Source organism: Enterobacter cloacae complex sp. P42RS (assembly GCF_014930595.1).
GTDB lineage: Bacteria > Pseudomonadota > Gammaproteobacteria > Enterobacterales > Enterobacteriaceae > Enterobacter > Enterobacter bugandensis.
Genome location: NZ_JADBRK010000030.1, coordinates 1 through 16,262, shown reverse-complemented (window position 1 = coordinate 16,262; position 16,262 = coordinate 1). Strand labels below are relative to the sequence as shown.

At 51.3% G+C, this 16,262-nt stretch carries 25 protein-coding genes; 19 read left to right on the top strand and 6 right to left on the bottom strand.

Annotated features, from left to right (window positions below):
• Positions 1-10 precede the first annotated feature (10 nt).
• From rpsE to IM314_RS21395, 13 genes are all read left to right on the top strand, one after another.
• Positions 11-511, top strand: a complete 501-nt coding sequence (rpsE, locus tag IM314_RS21455) for a 30S ribosomal protein S5 (RefSeq protein ID WP_003863299.1) — start codon at positions 11-13, stop codon at positions 509-511.
• Between the two features lie 6 nt (positions 512-517).
• Complete coding sequence (rpmD, locus tag IM314_RS21450) at positions 518-697, top strand: 50S ribosomal protein L30 (protein ID WP_003863301.1); 180 nt, start codon at positions 518-520, stop codon at positions 695-697.
• 3 nt (positions 698-700) lie between these two features.
• Entirely contained in the window at positions 701-1,135 is a 435-nt protein-coding gene (gene rplO, locus IM314_RS21445) for a 50S ribosomal protein L15 (protein ID WP_014885468.1), read from the top strand.
• Positions 1,136-1,142: 7 nt separating this feature from the next.
• The gene (secY, locus tag IM314_RS21440) at positions 1,143-2,474 is read left to right on the top strand and encodes a preprotein translocase subunit SecY (RefSeq protein ID WP_003863305.1); all 1,332 of its coding nucleotides are present in this window, start codon (positions 1,143-1,145) and stop codon (positions 2,472-2,474) included.
• Positions 2,475-2,505: 31 nt separating this feature from the next.
• The gene (gene rpmJ, locus IM314_RS21435; protein WP_000868187.1) at positions 2,506-2,622 is read left to right on the top strand and encodes a 50S ribosomal protein L36; all 117 of its coding nucleotides are present in this window, start codon (positions 2,506-2,508) and stop codon (positions 2,620-2,622) included.
• 146 nt (positions 2,623-2,768) lie between these two features.
• On the top strand, positions 2,769-3,125 hold the full coding sequence (gene rpsM / locus IM314_RS21430) for a 30S ribosomal protein S13 (RefSeq protein WP_013099021.1): 357 nt from the start codon (positions 2,769-2,771) through the stop codon (positions 3,123-3,125).
• A gap of 16 nt (positions 3,126-3,141) precedes the next feature.
• Positions 3,142-3,531, top strand: coding sequence for a 30S ribosomal protein S11 (gene rpsK / locus IM314_RS21425; protein ID WP_003863312.1), 390 nt, complete (start codon positions 3,142-3,144; stop codon positions 3,529-3,531).
• Between the two features lie 32 nt (positions 3,532-3,563).
• The gene (gene rpsD, locus IM314_RS21420; protein WP_004868345.1) at positions 3,564-4,184 is read left to right on the top strand and encodes a 30S ribosomal protein S4; all 621 of its coding nucleotides are present in this window, start codon (positions 3,564-3,566) and stop codon (positions 4,182-4,184) included.
• Between the two features lie 25 nt (positions 4,185-4,209).
• Positions 4,210-5,199 (top strand): DNA-directed RNA polymerase subunit alpha, encoded by a 990-nt coding sequence (gene rpoA, locus IM314_RS21415; protein WP_002919219.1) that lies wholly within the window; start codon positions 4,210-4,212, stop codon positions 5,197-5,199.
• 40 nt (positions 5,200-5,239) lie between these two features.
• A complete protein-coding gene (gene rplQ / locus IM314_RS21410; protein WP_001216368.1) occupies positions 5,240-5,623 on the top strand; it encodes a 50S ribosomal protein L17 in 384 nt (127 codons plus the stop codon).
• Between the two features lie 107 nt (positions 5,624-5,730).
• A complete protein-coding gene (locus tag IM314_RS21405; protein ID WP_193359349.1) occupies positions 5,731-6,099 on the top strand; it encodes a DUF1992 domain-containing protein in 369 nt (122 codons plus the stop codon).
• Between the two features lie 2 nt (positions 6,100-6,101).
• Positions 6,102-6,527: a Zn(2+)-responsive transcriptional regulator gene (gene zntR, locus IM314_RS21400; RefSeq protein WP_193359345.1), complete on the top strand. Its 426-nt coding sequence runs from the start codon at positions 6,102-6,104 to the stop codon at positions 6,525-6,527.
• 57 nt (positions 6,528-6,584) lie between these two features.
• Positions 6,585-6,800 (top strand): alternative ribosome-rescue factor A, encoded by a 216-nt coding sequence (locus IM314_RS21395; protein WP_045630326.1) that lies wholly within the window; start codon positions 6,585-6,587, stop codon positions 6,798-6,800.
• Here the strand turns inward: IM314_RS21395 and mscL are convergent, their stop codons facing one another.
• The 5 genes from mscL to def all read right to left on the bottom strand — a co-directional run bounded on the left by mscL (position 6,801) and on the right by def (position 11,576).
• Complete coding sequence (gene mscL / locus IM314_RS21390) at positions 6,801-7,211, bottom strand: large-conductance mechanosensitive channel protein MscL (RefSeq protein WP_028014631.1); 411 nt, start codon at positions 7,209-7,211, stop codon at positions 6,801-6,803.
• 144 nt (positions 7,212-7,355) lie between these two features.
• Positions 7,356-8,732: a Trk system potassium transporter TrkA gene (trkA, locus tag IM314_RS21385; protein WP_014885463.1), complete on the bottom strand. Its 1,377-nt coding sequence runs from the start codon at positions 8,730-8,732 to the stop codon at positions 7,356-7,358.
• Between the two features lie 22 nt (positions 8,733-8,754).
• Positions 8,755-10,041, bottom strand: coding sequence for a 16S rRNA (cytosine(967)-C(5))-methyltransferase RsmB (rsmB, locus tag IM314_RS21380; protein ID WP_193359346.1), 1,287 nt, complete (start codon positions 10,039-10,041; stop codon positions 8,755-8,757).
• 52 nt (positions 10,042-10,093) lie between these two features.
• Positions 10,094-11,041 (bottom strand): methionyl-tRNA formyltransferase, encoded by a 948-nt coding sequence (fmt, locus tag IM314_RS21375; RefSeq protein ID WP_047363717.1) that lies wholly within the window; start codon positions 11,039-11,041, stop codon positions 10,094-10,096.
• A gap of 25 nt (positions 11,042-11,066) precedes the next feature.
• Complete coding sequence (gene def / locus IM314_RS21370) at positions 11,067-11,576, bottom strand: peptide deformylase (RefSeq protein ID WP_006812188.1); 510 nt, start codon at positions 11,574-11,576, stop codon at positions 11,067-11,069.
• 128 nt (positions 11,577-11,704) lie between these two features.
• On the opposite strand from def, the gene dprA reads away from it, so the two are divergent.
• Genes dprA through IM314_RS21340 form a run of 6 tightly spaced genes read left to right on the top strand, consistent with a single transcriptional unit; the run spans position 11,705 to position 15,488 of the window.
• The gene (dprA, locus tag IM314_RS21365) at positions 11,705-12,829 is read left to right on the top strand and encodes a DNA-protecting protein DprA (RefSeq protein ID WP_059355522.1); all 1,125 of its coding nucleotides are present in this window, start codon (positions 11,705-11,707) and stop codon (positions 12,827-12,829) included.
• The gene (gene smg / locus IM314_RS21360; protein WP_008503477.1) at positions 12,801-13,274 is read left to right on the top strand and encodes a DUF494 family protein Smg; all 474 of its coding nucleotides are present in this window, start codon (positions 12,801-12,803) and stop codon (positions 13,272-13,274) included. Before dprA ends, smg begins: the two co-directional genes overlap by 29 nt.
• A gap of 26 nt (positions 13,275-13,300) precedes the next feature.
• Positions 13,301-13,855, top strand: coding sequence for a type I DNA topoisomerase (locus tag IM314_RS21355; RefSeq protein WP_045630330.1), 555 nt, complete (start codon positions 13,301-13,303; stop codon positions 13,853-13,855).
• Complete coding sequence (tsaC, locus tag IM314_RS21350; RefSeq protein WP_045630331.1) at positions 13,848-14,420, top strand: L-threonylcarbamoyladenylate synthase type 1 TsaC; 573 nt, start codon at positions 13,848-13,850, stop codon at positions 14,418-14,420. The genes IM314_RS21355 and tsaC overlap by 8 nt, the downstream gene beginning before the upstream one ends.
• Positions 14,421-14,424: 4 nt before the next feature.
• The gene (gene aroE, locus IM314_RS21345; protein WP_193359347.1) at positions 14,425-15,243 is read left to right on the top strand and encodes a shikimate dehydrogenase; all 819 of its coding nucleotides are present in this window, start codon (positions 14,425-14,427) and stop codon (positions 15,241-15,243) included.
• Positions 15,240-15,488, top strand: a complete 249-nt coding sequence (locus tag IM314_RS21340; RefSeq protein WP_193359348.1) for a DUF1488 domain-containing protein — start codon at positions 15,240-15,242, stop codon at positions 15,486-15,488. Before aroE ends, IM314_RS21340 begins: the two co-directional genes overlap by 4 nt.
• Here IM314_RS21340 and IM314_RS21335 read toward each other — a convergent pair.
• On the bottom strand, positions 15,464-16,018 hold the full coding sequence (locus IM314_RS21335; protein ID WP_028014623.1) for a gamma carbonic anhydrase family protein: 555 nt from the start codon (positions 16,016-16,018) through the stop codon (positions 15,464-15,466). The two genes, IM314_RS21340 and IM314_RS21335, sit on opposite strands and share 25 nt — an antisense overlap.
• Positions 16,019-16,262: the final 244 nt, after the last annotated feature.

The following is a 16,262-nucleotide window of genomic DNA, read 5'->3' as shown; positions in this document are numbered from 1 at the left end:
GAGGTGTAAGATGGCTCACATCGAAAAACAGGCTGGCGAACTGCAGGAAAAGCTGATCGCGGTAAACCGCGTATCTAAAACCGTTAAAGGTGGTCGTATTTTCTCCTTCACAGCTCTGACTGTAGTAGGCGATGGTAACGGTCGCGTTGGTTTTGGTTACGGTAAAGCGCGTGAAGTTCCAGCAGCGATCCAGAAAGCGATGGAAAAAGCCCGTCGCAATATGATTAACGTCGCGCTGAACAACGGCACCCTGCAGCACCCAGTTAAAGGTGTTCACACGGGTTCTCGTGTATTCATGCAGCCAGCTTCAGAAGGTACCGGTATCATCGCCGGTGGTGCAATGCGCGCCGTTCTGGAAGTTGCTGGGGTTCATAACGTTCTGGCTAAAGCATATGGTTCCACCAACCCGATCAACGTGGTTCGTGCAACTATTGATGGCCTGGAAAATATGAATTCTCCAGAAATGGTCGCTGCCAAGCGTGGTAAATCCGTTGAAGAAATTCTGGGGTAATTGACCATGGCAAAGACTATTAAAATCACTCAAACCCGCAGTGCAATCGGTCGTCTGCCGAAACACAAGGCAACGCTGCTTGGCCTGGGTCTGCGTCGTATTGGTCATACCGTTGAGCGCGAGGATACTCCTGCTGTTCGTGGTATGGTCAACGCGGTTTACTTCATGGTTAAAGTTGAGGAGTAAGAGATGCGTTTAAATACTCTGTCTCCGGCCGAAGGCTCTAAAAAGGCGGGTAAACGCCTGGGTCGTGGTATCGGTTCTGGCCTCGGCAAAACCGGTGGTCGTGGTCACAAAGGTCAGAACTCTCGTTCTGGCGGTGGCGTACGTCGCGGTTTCGAGGGTGGCCAGATGCCACTGTACCGTCGTCTGCCGAAGTTCGGCTTCACCTCTCGCAAAGCAGCGATCACAGCGGAAATCCGTCTGTCTGACCTGGCGAAAGTTGAAGGCGGCGTTGTAGACCTGAACACGCTGAAAGCGGCTAACATTATCGGTATTCAGATCGAGTTCGCGAAAGTGATCCTGTCTGGTGAAGTTTCTACTCCGGTAACTGTTCGTGGCCTGCGTGTTACTAAAGGTGCTCGTGCTGCTATCGAAGCTGCTGGCGGTAAAATTGAGGAATAAGTAGCAGATGGCTAAGCAACCGGGATTAGATTTTCAAAGTGCCAAAGGTGGATTTGGCGAGCTGAAACGCAGACTGCTGTTTGTTATCGGCGCGCTGATTGTGTTCCGTATTGGCTCTTTTATTCCGATCCCTGGTATCGATGCCGCTGTACTTGCCAAACTGCTTGAGCAACAGCGAGGCACCATCATTGAAATGTTCAACATGTTCTCTGGTGGTGCTCTCAGCCGTGCTTCTATCTTTGCTCTGGGTATTATGCCGTACATTTCGGCATCGATTATTATCCAGCTGCTGACGGTCGTTCATCCGGCCCTGGCAGAGCTGAAGAAAGAAGGGGAGTCTGGACGTCGTAAGATTAGTCAGTACACCCGTTACGGTACTCTGGTGCTGGCAATATTCCAGTCGATCGGTATTGCTACCGGTCTGCCGAATATGCCTGGTATGCAGGGCCTGGTATTAAACCCAGGCTTTGCATTCTATTTCACCGCTGTTGTTAGTCTGGTCACAGGGACGATGTTCCTGATGTGGCTCGGCGAACAGATTACTGAGCGTGGTATCGGTAACGGTATCTCAATCATTATCTTCGCCGGTATCGTTGCGGGACTCCCGCCGGCCATCGCCCATACTATCGAGCAAGCGCGTCAAGGCGACCTGCACTTCCTCCTGTTGCTGTTGGTTGCAGTATTAGTATTTGCAGTGACGTTCTTTGTTGTCTTCGTTGAACGTGGTCAACGCCGCATTGTGGTGAACTACGCTAAGCGTCAGCAGGGTCGTCGTGTCTATGCTGCACAGAGCACACATTTACCGCTGAAAGTGAATATGGCGGGGGTTATCCCGGCTATCTTCGCTTCCAGTATTATTCTGTTCCCGGCAACCATCGCGTCATGGTTCGGGGGCGGTACTGGTTGGAACTGGCTGACAACAATTTCGCTGTATTTGCAGCCTGGGCAACCACTTTATGTGTTACTCTATGCGTCTGCGATCATCTTCTTCTGTTTCTTCTACACGGCGTTGGTCTTCAACCCGCGTGAAACAGCAGATAACCTGAAGAAGTCCGGTGCATTTGTACCAGGAATTCGTCCGGGAGAGCAAACGGCGAAGTATATCGATAAAGTAATGACCCGCCTGACTTTGGTTGGTGCGCTTTATATTACTTTTATCTGCCTGATCCCGGAGTTCATGCGTGATGCAATGAAAGTACCGTTCTACTTCGGTGGGACCTCACTGCTTATCGTTGTTGTCGTGATTATGGACTTTATGGCTCAAGTGCAAACTCTGATGATGTCCAGTCAGTATGAGTCTGCATTGAAGAAGGCGAACCTGAAAGGCTACGGCCGCTAATTGGTCGCCTGAGAAGTTACGGAGAGTAAAAATGAAAGTTCGTGCTTCCGTCAAGAAATTATGCCGTAACTGCAAAATCGTTAAGCGTGATGGTGTCATCCGTGTGATTTGCAGTGCCGAGCCGAAGCATAAACAGCGCCAAGGCTGATTATTTCGCATATTTTTCTTGCAAAGTTGGGTTGAGCTGGCTAGATTAGCCAGCCAATCTTTTGTATGTCTGTACGTTTCCATTTGAGTATCCTGAAAACGGGCTTTTCAGCATGGTGCGTACATATTAAATAGTAGGAGTGCATAGTGGCCCGTATAGCAGGCATTAACATTCCTGATCAGAAACATGCTGTGATCGCATTAACTTCGATCTACGGCATCGGCAAGACCCGTTCTAAAGCCATCCTGGCTGCAGCGGGTATCGCTGAAGATGTTAAGATCAGTGAGCTGTCTGAAGGACAAATCGACACGCTGCGTGACGAAGTTGCCAAATTTGTCGTTGAAGGTGATCTGCGCCGTGAAATCAGCATGAGCATCAAGCGCCTGATGGATCTTGGTTGCTATCGCGGTTTGCGTCATCGTCGTGGTCTGCCAGTGCGCGGTCAGCGTACTAAGACCAACGCACGTACCCGTAAGGGTCCGCGCAAACCGATCAAGAAATAATCGGGGTGATTGAATAATGGCAAAGGCACCAGTTCGTGCACGTAAACGTGTAAGAAAACAAGTCTCTGACGGCGTGGCTCATATCCATGCTTCTTTCAACAACACCATCGTTACTATTACTGATCGTCAGGGTAACGCATTGGGTTGGGCAACAGCCGGTGGTTCCGGTTTCCGTGGTTCTCGCAAATCCACTCCGTTCGCAGCTCAGGTTGCAGCAGAGCGTTGCGCTGAAGCCGTAAAAGAATACGGCATCAAGAATCTGGAAGTTATGGTTAAAGGTCCGGGTCCGGGTCGTGAATCTACTGTTCGCGCTCTGAACGCCGCTGGTTTCCGCATCACGAATATTACTGATGTGACTCCGATCCCTCATAACGGTTGTCGTCCGCCGAAAAAACGTCGCGTATAACGCTCGTTTTTTAGGTTAGTTGGAGATAGAAAATGGCAAGATATTTGGGTCCTAAGCTCAAGCTGAGCCGTCGTGAGGGCACCGACTTATTCCTTAAGTCTGGCGTTCGCGCGATCGATACCAAGTGTAAAATTGAACAAGCTCCTGGCCAGCACGGTGCGCGTAAACCGCGTCTGTCTGACTATGGTGTGCAGTTGCGTGAAAAGCAAAAAGTTCGCCGTATGTACGGTGTGCTGGAGCGTCAGTTCCGTAACTACTATAAAGAAGCAGCACGTCTGAAAGGCAACACAGGTGAAAACCTGCTGGCTCTGCTGGAAGGTCGTCTGGACAACGTTGTATACCGTATGGGCTTCGGCGCTACTCGTGCTGAATCACGTCAGCTGGTTAGCCACAAAGCAATCATGGTAAACGGTCGTGTTGTTAACATCGCTTCTTATCAGGTTAAAGCGAATGACGTTGTTAGCATTCGTGAGAAAGCGAAAAAGCAATCTCGCGTGAAGGCCGCTCTGGAGCTGGCTGAGCAGCGTGAAAAGCCAACCTGGCTGGAAGTTGATGCTGGCAAGATGGAAGGTACGTTCAAGCGTCAGCCTGAGCGTTCTGATCTGTCTGCGGACATTAACGAACACCTGATCGTCGAGCTTTACTCCAAGTAAAGCTTAGTACCAAAGAGAGGACACAATGCAGGGTTCTGTGACAGAGTTTCTAAAACCGCGCCTGGTAGATATCGAGCAAGTGAGTTCGACGCACGCCAAGGTGACCCTTGAGCCTTTAGAGCGTGGCTTTGGCCATACTCTGGGTAACGCACTGCGCCGTATTCTGCTCTCATCGATGCCGGGTTGCGCGGTGACCGAGGTTGAGATTGATGGTGTACTTCATGAGTACAGCACCAAAGAAGGCGTTCAGGAAGATATCCTTGAAATCCTGCTCAACCTGAAAGGGCTGGCGGTGAGAGTTCAGGGTAAAGATGAAGTTATTCTTACTCTGAATAAATCTGGCATTGGCCCTGTGACTGCAGCCGACATCACCCACGACGGTGATGTTGAAATCGTCAAGCCGCAGCACGTGATCTGCCACCTGACCGATGAGAACGCAGCTATTAGCATGCGTATCAAAGTTCAGCGCGGTCGTGGTTATGTGCCGGCTTCTGCCCGAATTCATTCGGAAGAAGATGAGCGCCCAATCGGCCGTCTGCTGGTCGACGCATGCTACAGCCCTGTAGAGCGTATTGCCTACAATGTTGAAGCAGCGCGTGTAGAACAGCGTACCGACCTGGACAAGCTGGTCATCGAAATGGAAACCAACGGCACAATCGATCCTGAAGAGGCGATTCGTCGTGCGGCAACCATCCTGGCAGAACAACTGGAAGCTTTCGTTGACTTACGTGATGTACGTCAGCCAGAAGTGAAAGAAGAGAAACCAGAATTCGATCCGATCCTGCTGCGCCCTGTTGACGATCTCGAATTGACTGTCCGCTCTGCTAACTGCCTCAAGGCAGAAGCTATCCACTATATCGGTGATCTGGTACAGCGTACCGAGGTTGAGTTGCTGAAAACGCCGAACCTGGGTAAAAAATCTCTTACCGAGATTAAAGACGTGCTGGCTTCACGTGGTCTGTCTCTGGGCATGCGCCTGGAAAACTGGCCACCGGCAAGCATTGCTGACGAGTAACCGGATCACAGGTTAAGGTTTTACTGAGAAGGATAAGGTCATGCGCCATCGTAAGAGTGGTCGTCAACTGAACCGCAACAGCAGCCATCGCCAGGCTATGTTCCGCAACATGGCAGGTTCACTGGTTCGTCATGAAATCATCAAGACGACCCTGCCTAAAGCGAAAGAGCTGCGTCGCGTAGTTGAGCCGCTGATTACTCTTGCCAAGACTGACAGCGTTGCTAATCGTCGTCTGGCATTCGCCCGTACTCGTGATAACGAGATCGTGGCAAAACTGTTTAACGAACTGGGCCCGCGTTTCGCGAGCCGTGCCGGTGGTTACACTCGCATTCTGAAGTGTGGTTTCCGTGCAGGCGACAACGCGCCGATGGCTTACATCGAGCTGGTTGATCGTTCAGAGAAAGCAGAAGCTGCTGCAGAGTAATCTGCAGTAACGTAAAAAAACCCGCCTCGGCGGGTTTTTTTATATCCGCATTATCCCCACTTCTCTACAATACCTGTATCAATTTTGTTCATCCCCTGGAGCTGATGATGTGGTTGCTTGATCAATGGGCAGAACGCCATATTCGCGATGCCCAAAATAAAGGCGATTTCGACAATCTTCCCGGGAGCGGCGAACCTCTTGAACTGGAAGATGATTTGCATATTGCGCCTGAACTCCGGGCTGGATACCGTTTGCTAAAAAATGCTGGCTGCCTCCCGCCCGAGCTTGAGCAGCGCAGAGAGGCTGTTGAACTTGTCGATCTGCTAAAAGGGATCCGTCAGGACGATCCTCGACATAAAGAACTTAGCCGCAGGCTTGCTCTGATAGAGCTCAAGCTGCGCCAGGCAGGAATGAGCACGGAATTCCTGCATGGGGAATACGGTGAAATATTGATGAAGAAGATAAACGAGGAGTAGCGATGTACCGTATCGGTGAACTTGCAAAGCTCGCGAACGTAACGCCGGACACTATCCGATATTACGAAAAGCAGCAGATGATCGATCATGAGGTACGCACGGAAGGCGGCTTTCGGCTTTATAGCGATAACGATCTGCAGCGTCTGAGATTCATACGCTACGCCCGACAGCTTGGCTTCACGCTTGATTCGATCCGCGAGTTATTATCGATCCGCATCGATCCTGAGCATCACACTTGTCAGGAATCCAAAAGCATCGTGCAAGCCCGGCTTGATGAAGTTGAAGCCCGTATTCTGGAACTGCAAGCCATGCAGCGCTCTTTGCAAAGGTTAAATGATGCCTGCTGCGGAACGGCTCATAGCAGTATTTATTGTTCAATTCTGGAAGCCCTTGAACAGGGAGCCAGTGGAGAAACTCGGGGATGTTGATTTTTAATCTACTCGGGTCTAGACTTCCGTCGTCATAAACCATGCTCAGGAGAAATTATGAGCCGCTATCAGCACACGAAGGGACAAATTAAAGATAATGCCATCGAGGCTTTACTTCACGACCCGCTTTTTCGACAGCGCGTTGAAAAGAATAAAAAAGGAAAGGGGAGTTATCTGCGTAAAGACAAACATGCAAAACGGGGTAACTGGGAGGCCAGTGGCAAGCAAGCGAATCGCTTATTTACCACTGGCCTTCCTGTTTTTAACTGCTGATTAAACGCGGTTATTCTGCTCTTTTAACAGATCGCGAATTTCACTCAGTAACACTTCTTCTTTCGTTGGTGCAGGCGCTGCTGCAGGCTCTTCTTTTTTACGGTTGAGCCGGTTAATCAGCTTGATAGCCATAAAGATAGCAAACGCCACAATCACGAAATCAAATACGTTCTGGATAAACACGCCGTAGTGCATTACAACTGCCGGGATATCACCCTGGGCTTCACGCAGTGTGAACGCGAACTGTTTGAAATCAATGCCCCCGATTAGCAGCCCTAAAGGTGGCATGATGATGTCCGCTACTAATGATGAAACAATCTTGCCGAATGCCGCACCAATAATGACACCCACTGCCAAATCAACCACGTTCCCGCGCATCGCAAATTCGCGAAATTCTTTAATAAAACTCATTATGTTCTCCTTGTGCCAGCTGACGACTATAAGTTTAACAAATGATTAGCCAATTGCCATTCGGGATAATTAAACGTTATGAAAATAAAAGGCACAGAAATAAAGAGGGTAAAGTGCGGGGGCTCTATTGAGAGCCCCGACGTTTTAAAGGAAGAATGGACTAGGCTGGAATAAACGTTCGACGTCGGTAATAAATTTTTTATCGGTAAGGAACATAATTACGTGGTCGCCTTGCTCAATACGCAAATTATCATTGGCGATCATAACGTCATTCCCGCGCACTACGGCGCCGATAATAGTGCCCGGCGGCAGCTTAATTTCGTCGATGGCGCGGCCCACAACGCGAGAGGTGGTTTCATCTCCATGGGCCACCGCTTCAATGGCTTCTGCCACCCCGCGACGCAGAGATGAAACGCCGACAATGTCCGCTTTACGTACATGGCTCAGCAGAGCGGAAATGGTCGCCTGCTGCGGTGAAATGGCAATATCAATAACGCTGCCCTGAACCAGGTCGACATACGCCTTGCGCTGGATAAGCACCATGACCTTCTTTGCTCCCATACGTTTGGCGAGCATGGCGGACATAATATTCGCTTCGTCATCGTTGGTGACGGCAATAAAGAGATCAACTTGATCAATATGCTCTTCAGCCAATAATTCCTGATCCGACGCGTCGCCATAAAATACGATCGTATTTTGCAGTTTTTCCGCCAGCTCAGAAGCACGCTGTTGATCGCGCTCGATCAATTTCACGCTGTAGTCTTTTTCCAGCCTTCGTGCCAGGCCCGCGCCGATATTGCCACCGCCGACCAGCATAATGCGTTTATAAGGCTTTTCGAGACGCTGCAACTCACTCATCACCGCACGAATATGCTGAGAGGCCGCAATGAAGAAGACCTCATCCCCCGCTTCGACAATCGTGGAGCCTTGAGGGCGAATAGGTCTGTCGTGGCGGAAAATGGCGGCGACGCGCGTATCGATATGCGGCATGTGCTCACGCATTGTGGAAAGCGCATTGCCGATCAACGGGCCGCCGTAATAGGCCTTAACGACGGCAAGACTGACCTTACCTTCGGCAAAGTTCACCACCTGCAGTGCGCCTGGATATTCGATCAGACGATAGATATTGTCGATAACCAGCTGTTCTGGCGCGATGAGATGGTCAATAGGAACCGCTTCTGAATTAAAGAGCTTCTCAGCATCGCGGACATAGTCCGGAGAACGGATGCGCGCGATTCGGTTAGGGGTGTTGAAAAGCGAGTAGGCCACCTGACAGGCCACCATATTGGTTTCGTCAGAACTGGTCACCGCAACGAGCATGTCTGCATCGTCGGCGCCCGCCTCGCGTAGCACGCGCGGGTGTGAACCATGGCCCTGCACAACGCGAAGGTCAAATTTGTCCTGTAAAACGCGCAGACGATCCCCGTTGGTATCAACGATTGTGATGTCGTTGTTTTCGCCAACCAGGTTTTCCGCCAGCGTTCCGCCCACTTGCCCTGCGCCCAGAATGATAATTTTCATATCTCGTGACCTGTTCTCAACATCACCCTTTGATTAGCTTAGCGTAAAAGAAGCCATCGCCTTCTTCCGCGCCCGGCAGGTTTTGCTGACCCGGGCATTCAGGCGTTCCCGTATCGCGCAGCGTTGCGTCCGGGGTACGTTTAAGGAAGGCCGCGATTTGCTGGCTGTTTTCTTCTGGCAGTACGGAGCAGGTTGCATAAACCAGCGTGCCGCCTGGTTTAAGATGTGGCCAGATTGCGTCAAGTATGTCCGATTGCAGTTGGGCAAGTTCCTTGATATCGCGATCGCGGCGCAGCCACTTGATATCCGGATGGCGACGAATCACGCCTATTGCAGAGCAGGGCGCATCCAGTAAAATGCGGTCAAACTGGGTTTCACCACACCATTCTGCGGGCTTGCGTCCGTCGCCCTGCTTAACCTGAGCCTTCATGCCCAGACGCTTGAGGTTGTCGTAGACGCGTGACAGGCGCTGCTCATCGACATCCACGGCCATTACGCTGGCCTGCGGAGCCACTTCAAGAATGTGCGTTGTTTTTCCGCCAGGCGCGGCGCAAAGATCGAGGATCTGTTCCCCGTTTGCTGGTTCAAGCCAGGTCATGCAACCCTGAGCCGAGGCATCCTGTACGGTCACCCAGCCTTCATCAAAACCAGGTAAAGCATGTACCGGTGCAGGGGAGGCTAAACGCACGGCATCCGGATAGGCTGCATGCGTGAATCCACTCATTCCGGTTTCTTCCAGTAATGCCAGCCATGCGTCACGGGTGTGGTGATTACGGTTGACGCGTAACCACATCGGTGGGCGTTGATTATTCGCTTCGGCAATGTTTTGCCATTGCTGCGGATACGCTTTTTTAAGACGATTCAGCAGCCAGTCCGGGTGCAGAAAACGTGTTTCGCTTTGTGCAAATTCAGCCAGTAGCTCATCCTGCTGACGCTGGAACTGACGCAGTACGCCGTTGATCAGCCCTTTCAACTGAGGGCGTTTAATCGCAACGGCACCTTCCACCGTTTCAGCCAGCGCGGCGTGAGGTGGAATGCGGGTATGAAGAAGCTGATAAAACCCCACCATAATCAAATAATGTACGGTGCGCTGTTTGCCTGTCATTGGGCGCGACATCAGCTTATTAATGAGCCACTCAAGCTGAGAAAGGGTGCGCAGGACGCCAAAGCAGAGTTCCTGGACCAGAGCTTTGTCTTTATCAGATACCTTTTGTTGCAGGGGAGGCAGGATGTTACTCAATGACTGGCCCTGCTCGATAACCTGCTCAACGGCTTTGGCCGCCATACTGCGTAGATTTTGTTTTTTCATAACTATAAAAATAAAAATGCCCGGAAACACCGGGCTTTAAGCATATATTGGATTAGGCAAGACGATTACCCGGTATAAACCATTCGCGACGGGAATTTAATAGATCCTGAGCGCTCATGGCTTTCTTACCGGCCGGTTGCAGCGATTCAAGATTCAGGATCCCTTCTGCTGTCGCAACCTGGATACCGTTCTTGCTGGCGTCGATAATCGTGCCGGGTTCAGCAGCCGTATTGCCATTAATGACTGACGCTTTCCAGACTTTCACTGGCTGCTCATCAATCTCCATCCAGCTCATCGGCCACGGATTAAAAGCGCGGATGCAGCGTTCAAGTTGAGCGGCAGACAAGGACCAGTCGAGCCGGGCTTCTTCTTTACTCAGTTTTTCAGCATATGTCACCAGCGCCTCATCCTGAACTTCCGGTTTCGCCGTATTGTCAGCAAGCTGCTGCAGCGTCTCGATAAGCCCTTGCGGACCGAGGCCTGCCAGTTTGTCATACAGCGTAGCGCTGGTATCGTCTGCAGTAATAGGGCACGCCAGTTTATGCAGCATGTCGCCAGTGTCTAAACCTACGTCCATCTTCATGATTGTGACGCCGGTTTCAGCATCCCCCGCCCACAGGGAGCGCTGGATAGGTGCCGCACCACGCCAGCGCGGGAGCAAGGAGCCATGCACGTTGATACAACCCAGACGAGGCATATCAAGCACCGCTTTTGGCAGAATTAAACCGTAAGCCACCACGACCATTACGTCGGCGTTCAGGTCAGCAACCAGCTGCTGATTTTCCTGAGGGCGTAAGGATGCGGGCTGGAAAACAGGAAGCCCATGCTCTTCTGCCAGCACCTTTACCGGGCTCGGCATCAGTTTTTTACCGCGACCAGCCGGACGGTCCGGCTGGGTAAAGACGCCGACAACCTGGTGACCAGAAGATAACAGCGCGTCAAGATGACGCGCTGCAAAATCAGGGGTTCCCGCGAAGATAATACGTAGTGTTTTAGACACGATGATCCTTGTATCCGGGGGGACGTTATGCGCGAGAGCGCAAACGATCCAGTTTCTCTACTTTTTGACGAATACGCTGCTGTTTCAACGGCGAGAGGTAATCGATAAACAGCTTACCGACCAGGTGATCCATCTCATGCTGAATGCAAATTGCCAGCAGGTCATCTGCTTCCAGTTCGAACGGATTACCGTCACGATCCAAAGCGCGAATTTTCACTTTTTCGGCACGTGGCACCAAAGCGCGCTGTTCCGGAATAGAAAGACAACCTTCCTCAATGCCCGTTTCACCGCTCTTCTCAAGCAATTCAGGGTTGATCAGCACCAGACGCTCATCGCGATTTTCAGAAACGTCGATCACGATAATACGTTTGTGAATGTCTACCTGCGTCGCCGCCAGGCCAATGCCTTCTTCGGCGTACATGGTATCGAACATATCATCAACGATACGCTGGATTTCTGCATTCACTTCTTTAACCGGTTCAGCGACGATGCGAAGGCGCTCGTCCGGAATATGTAACACTTGCAAAACTGCCATAAATTTCCAGAGTCGTGTTCAGGAGTTGATAAGAATATTACTTCTATTCTAGACAAATCCCGGGTCGATTGACAGCATCAGTGACCAATCGCAATGATTGCGCAGGCCGCTTATGGCAGGGGGAAAGGATGACGTCTATCGAGATATGGCTACGGCTAATACACACAGGTTCATTATGTGGCGATGGAATGCTGGAAGCGGCTGCACGGCTGCACAAGCAAAAAAATATCGATGCTTCCGCTGTCAGAGACGCCGGGCTGTCAGCAAAACAGGCTGAACGGTTCTTTGCCCCAGATGAGGGTGAGCTGGAGCGTAGTCTGGTGTGGCTTGAGCAGCCGGGAAATCATTTATTAACGGCAACCCATCCGCTTTATCCTCCTTTACTTCGAGCAATTCCTGATTATCCCGGTGCATTATTCGTAAAAGGTAACCCTGAAACGCTTAATGCTGCCCAGCTGGCGGTCGTGGGTAGCCGTGCGCCGTCATGGTATGGAGAACGATGGGGGAAAATTCTGTGCGAACAACTTTCGCAAAGTGGTTTCACAATCACCAGCGGACTGGCCTGCGGTATAGATGGTGTTGCTCACAACGCCGCGCTGTCTGTAAAAGGGCGTAGCGTGGCCGTACTGGGGAACGGCCTGTTTAGCATTTATCCCCGTCGGCATCAGGCGCTGGCTATGCGGCTTATCGAAGCTGACGGGGCGATAGTGTCTGAGTTCCCTCTTTCGGCGCAGCCCCGGCCGGCAAACTTTCCGCGTCGTAATCGAATCATCAGCGGGCTTAGCCAGGGTGTATTGGTCGTTGAAGCGGCAGTGCGAAGCGGCTCGCTGGTCACTGCACGATGCGCGCTCGATCAGGGGAGGGAGGTTTTCGCCTTACCCGGCCCGATTGGTAACCCGGGGTGTGAAGGACCACACTGGCTGATAAAGCAGGGTGCGACGCCGGTAACAGAAGCGCGGGACATTCTTGAAAATTTGCAATATGGCTTGCAATGTCTGCAGGAAGATCCCGAAAAGCGACATTATTCATCAGATCAGGGAAAGGTGGCATTGCCATTTCCCAAGCTCCTGGCTAACGTAGGAGATGAGGTAACACCTGTTGACGTTGTCGCTGAACGTGCCGGCCAACCTGTGCCAGTAACGGTAGCACAGCTACTCGAACTGGAGTTAGCAGGGTGGATCGCAGCTGTACCCGGCGGCTATGTCCGATTAAGGAGGGCATGCCATGTTCGACGTACTGATGTATTTGTTTGAGACTTACATCCATAACGAAGCAGAAATGCGAGTGGATCAGGACAAATTGACACAGGATCTTACCGATGCGGGGTTTGAGCGGGAAGATATCTATAATGCGTTGATGTGGCTGGAAAAACTGGCTGATTATCAGGAAGGCCTCGCCGAACCGATGCAGCTTGCTTCTGACCCGTTGTCAGTACGCATTTATACCGCAGAAGAGTGTGAAAGGCTGGACGCCAGCTGCCGGGGATTCATCTTATTCCTTGAGCAGATTCAGGTGCTGAACCTCGAAACGAGAGAAATGGTGATAGAGCGTGTCATGGCGCTGGATACGGCAGAATTTGAATTGGAAGATCTGAAATGGGTGATTCTGATGGTTCTGTTTAATATCCCGGGCTGTGAAAATGCCTATCAGCAAATGGAAGAATTACTCTTTGAAGTGAATGAAGGTATGCTGCATTAATTCTATGTGTAGCACCAAGAGTTGTTATGGCCAAATCAGCACTATTCACGGTGCATAAAAATGAGCCCTGCCCGCAGTGCGGGGCTGAACTTGTTATTCGGTCCGGGAAACACGGCCCGTTTCTCGGTTGTTCACACTATCCGGAATGTGATTATGTCCGTCCTCTGAAAAGCCAGGCGGATGGACATATCGTCAAAATTCTGGAAGGACAGCTATGTCCTCTTTGTGGTGGTGAACTAGCGCTACGTCAGGGCCGTTTCGGTATGTTTATTGGCTGTAGCCGTTATCCGGAATGTGAGCATACGGAACAAATTGATAAGCCTGATGAAACGGCGATTGCGTGTCCTCAGTGTCAGCGCGGTCAGCTGGTACAGCGCCGTTCCCGCTATGGTAAGACCTTCCATTCCTGCGATCGCTACCCTGAATGCCAGTTCGTTATCAATTTCAAACCGGTAGCGGGCGTCTGCACTCATTGCAACTATCCGCTACTTATCGAGAAGAAAACGGCGCAAGGTATGAAACGCTTCTGCGCCAGCAAACAATGTGGAAAGCCGGTTACGGCGGATCAAAATAGTGAATAATAACCTGCCATCAGGCTCCATTGCGCATGCTGTGGACGTGCTGAAAAATGAAAAAGTCATCGCCTATCCAACTGAAGCTGTTTTTGGGGTCGGTTGCGATCCTGACAGCGAGACGGCTGTGAGCCGCCTGCTTGCCTTAAAACAAAGACCCGTAGAGAAAGGGTTGATTTTGATAGCTGCGAATTACGAGCAGCTTAAGCCCTACATTGATGACTCTATGCTGACACCGGCGCAGCGCGAGACTATTTTCTCCGCATGGCCCGGACCGGTGACCTTTGTTTTCCCGGCGCAGCCGACAACACCGCGCTGGCTGACTGGACGCTTTGATTCCCTCGCCGTTCGCGTCACCGATCATCCTCTGGTGGTTGAGCTTTGCCTGGCATTTGGTAAACCGCTGGTCTCAACCAGCGCCAACCTGACCGGATTGCCACCTTGTCGTACAACTGAAGAAGTGCTGGCACAGTTCGGAAATGACTTCCCGGTTGCTGTTGGAGAGACGGGAGGGCGCCTGAATCCGTCTGAAATTCGCGACGCTTTGACCGGCGAACGTTTTCGCCAGGGGTAATCTCATGGAAACCTATGCTGTTTTTGGTAATCCGATTGCACACAGCAAGTCACCTCTGATCCATCAGCAATTTGCGGAGCAGCTGCAGATAAATCATCCCTATGGCCGCGTACTGGCACCGGTAGATGCATTTATTCCAACGCTTGAGGCTTTTTTCGCCGCAGGTGGTAAAGGTGCGAATGTGACGGTTCCTTTTAAAGAGGAAGCTTTCGAACGTGCTGATGAACTGACCGAGCGCGCTTCTCTTGCCGGTGCAGTAAATACCCTAAAACGGCTTGAGGACGGACGTCTTCTGGGCGACAACACCGACGGAATAGGGTTGCTGAGCGATCTGGAACGACTGTCGTTTATTAAACCCGGGTTCCGGGTCCTGCTGATTGGTGCGGGTGGCGCATCGCGGGGAGTACTGTTACCTCTGCTTTCCCTGGACTGTGCGGTGACCATTACCAACCGAACTTTTTCCCGGGCAGAAGCGCTGGCGGCGTTGTTTGCGCATACCGGCAGCGTAAGTGCGGTAGCGCTTGACGATCTTGCCGAACGTGAGTTCGATCTTGTCATTAATGCCACATCCAGCGGCATCAGTGGCGAGATCCCGGCGATCCCCGCTTCGCTGGTCAGCGCGCACATGTACTTCTATGACATGTTCTATCAGAAAGGGAATACGCCCTTCCTGAACTGGTGCGAACAACACGGTGCGAAACAGTTAGCCGATGGGCTGGGAATGCTGGTGGGGCAGGCTGCGCATGCGGTGCTGCTCTGGCACGGGGTGTTGCCTGCAGTCGAGCCGGTCATTGAAAATCTAAAGCAGGAGCTTTCGGCGTGAATCAGGCTATTCATTTCCCGGACAGAGAGAGCTGGGATGAGCATAAGCAGGCGGTCTGTTTTCCGGTGCTGGTGCAGGGTATGCAGCTTACCTGTGCCATCCATGGAGAAGCGCTGTTACATCGTTTTGGCGGCACAGACCCGATAGCCGTTTTTTGCGAAAATCGCTGGGATCTGGAAGAGGAAGCCAGCGATTTAATCCGCGAGCAGCAGGAAAACGATCAGGGTTGGGTTTGGTTATCCTGATCCAAATAGTCATTCTTCCATTTTACGTAGTTGTTCGCCGAGTATTTTAATCCTTCGATCTCTGCCTCCTTCAGGGGGCGGATCTGTTTTACCGGGCTTCCCAGATAGAGATAACCACTTTCCAGACGTTTGTTCTGCGGAACCAGGCTACCGGCCCCAATCATTACGTCTTCTTCTACTATCACGCCATCCAGCAAAATCGATCCCATGCCAACAAGCACCCGATTACCGATAGTGCAGCCGTGAAGCATCACTTTATGTCCGACGGTAACATCTTCTCCAATGATGAGGGGATTGCCCTCCGGGTTATAAGAGGATTTGTGCGTAACATGCAGAACGCTACCGTCCTGAATATTGGTACGGGCACCGATCGACACATAATTTACATCTCCCCTGATGGCGACGAGCGGCCAGATACTGACGTCATCGGCCATTCGGACATCACCAATGACCACGCTGGTGGCATCGATCATCACGCGATCGCCTTTTTGGGGGAACAGATCTTTATAAGGGCGTAACACTGCAGACATAACTACCTCTAAGGATGAGCGCTATACGGAAGACTTGATCATATTATTGGATCGAGGCAAGGCAAAATGCGTCAATATTTAAGCAGATCGGGCGGGATTTCAGCGAAAAGCGCGGAAAATCAGCAGTCGAAAAAAAAGATCTAAAAAACACTTGTGCTAAAAATTGGGATCCCTATAATGCGCCTCCATCGACACGGCGGATGTGAATCACTTCACAGTTAACCCGGTCGGTTGAAGAGAAAAA

Excerpts from the sequence above, each read along its gene's own strand:
- rpsE (WP_003863299.1), top strand. The coding sequence starts at position 11 with ATGGCTCACATCGAAAAACAGGCTGGCGAACTGCAGGAAAAGCTGATC.
- rpmD (WP_003863301.1), top strand. The coding sequence starts at position 518 with ATGGCAAAGACTATTAAAATCACTCAAACCCGCAGTGCAATCGGTCGT.
- rplO (WP_014885468.1), top strand. The coding sequence starts at position 701 with ATGCGTTTAAATACTCTGTCTCCGGCCGAAGGCTCTAAAAAGGCGGGT.
- secY (WP_003863305.1), top strand. The coding sequence starts at position 1,143 with ATGGCTAAGCAACCGGGATTAGATTTTCAAAGTGCCAAAGGTGGATTT.
- rpmJ (WP_000868187.1), top strand. The coding sequence starts at position 2,506 with ATGAAAGTTCGTGCTTCCGTCAAGAAATTATGCCGTAACTGCAAAATC.
- rpsK (WP_003863312.1), top strand. The coding sequence starts at position 3,142 with ATGGCAAAGGCACCAGTTCGTGCACGTAAACGTGTAAGAAAACAAGTC.
- rpsD (WP_004868345.1), top strand. The coding sequence starts at position 3,564 with ATGGCAAGATATTTGGGTCCTAAGCTCAAGCTGAGCCGTCGTGAGGGC.
- rpoA (WP_002919219.1), top strand. The coding sequence starts at position 4,210 with ATGCAGGGTTCTGTGACAGAGTTTCTAAAACCGCGCCTGGTAGATATC.
- rplQ (WP_001216368.1), top strand. The coding sequence starts at position 5,240 with ATGCGCCATCGTAAGAGTGGTCGTCAACTGAACCGCAACAGCAGCCAT.
- IM314_RS21405 (WP_193359349.1), top strand. The coding sequence starts at position 5,731 with ATGTGGTTGCTTGATCAATGGGCAGAACGCCATATTCGCGATGCCCAA.
- zntR (WP_193359345.1), top strand. The coding sequence starts at position 6,102 with ATGTACCGTATCGGTGAACTTGCAAAGCTCGCGAACGTAACGCCGGAC.
- IM314_RS21395 (WP_045630326.1), top strand. The coding sequence starts at position 6,585 with ATGAGCCGCTATCAGCACACGAAGGGACAAATTAAAGATAATGCCATC.
- mscL (WP_028014631.1), bottom strand. The coding sequence starts at position 7,211 with ATGAGTTTTATTAAAGAATTTCGCGAATTTGCGATGCGCGGGAACGTG.
- trkA (WP_014885463.1), bottom strand. The coding sequence starts at position 8,732 with ATGAAAATTATCATTCTGGGCGCAGGGCAAGTGGGCGGAACGCTGGCG.
- rsmB (WP_193359346.1), bottom strand. The coding sequence starts at position 10,041 with ATGAAAAAACAAAATCTACGCAGTATGGCGGCCAAAGCCGTTGAGCAG.
- def (WP_006812188.1), bottom strand. The coding sequence starts at position 11,576 with ATGGCAGTTTTGCAAGTGTTACATATTCCGGACGAGCGCCTTCGCATC.
- dprA (WP_059355522.1), top strand. The coding sequence starts at position 11,705 with ATGACGTCTATCGAGATATGGCTACGGCTAATACACACAGGTTCATTA.
- smg (WP_008503477.1), top strand. The coding sequence starts at position 12,801 with ATGTTCGACGTACTGATGTATTTGTTTGAGACTTACATCCATAACGAA.
- IM314_RS21355 (WP_045630330.1), top strand. The coding sequence starts at position 13,301 with ATGGCCAAATCAGCACTATTCACGGTGCATAAAAATGAGCCCTGCCCG.
- aroE (WP_193359347.1), top strand. The coding sequence starts at position 14,425 with ATGGAAACCTATGCTGTTTTTGGTAATCCGATTGCACACAGCAAGTCA.
- IM314_RS21335 (WP_028014623.1), bottom strand. The coding sequence starts at position 16,018 with ATGTCTGCAGTGTTACGCCCTTATAAAGATCTGTTCCCCCAAAAAGGC.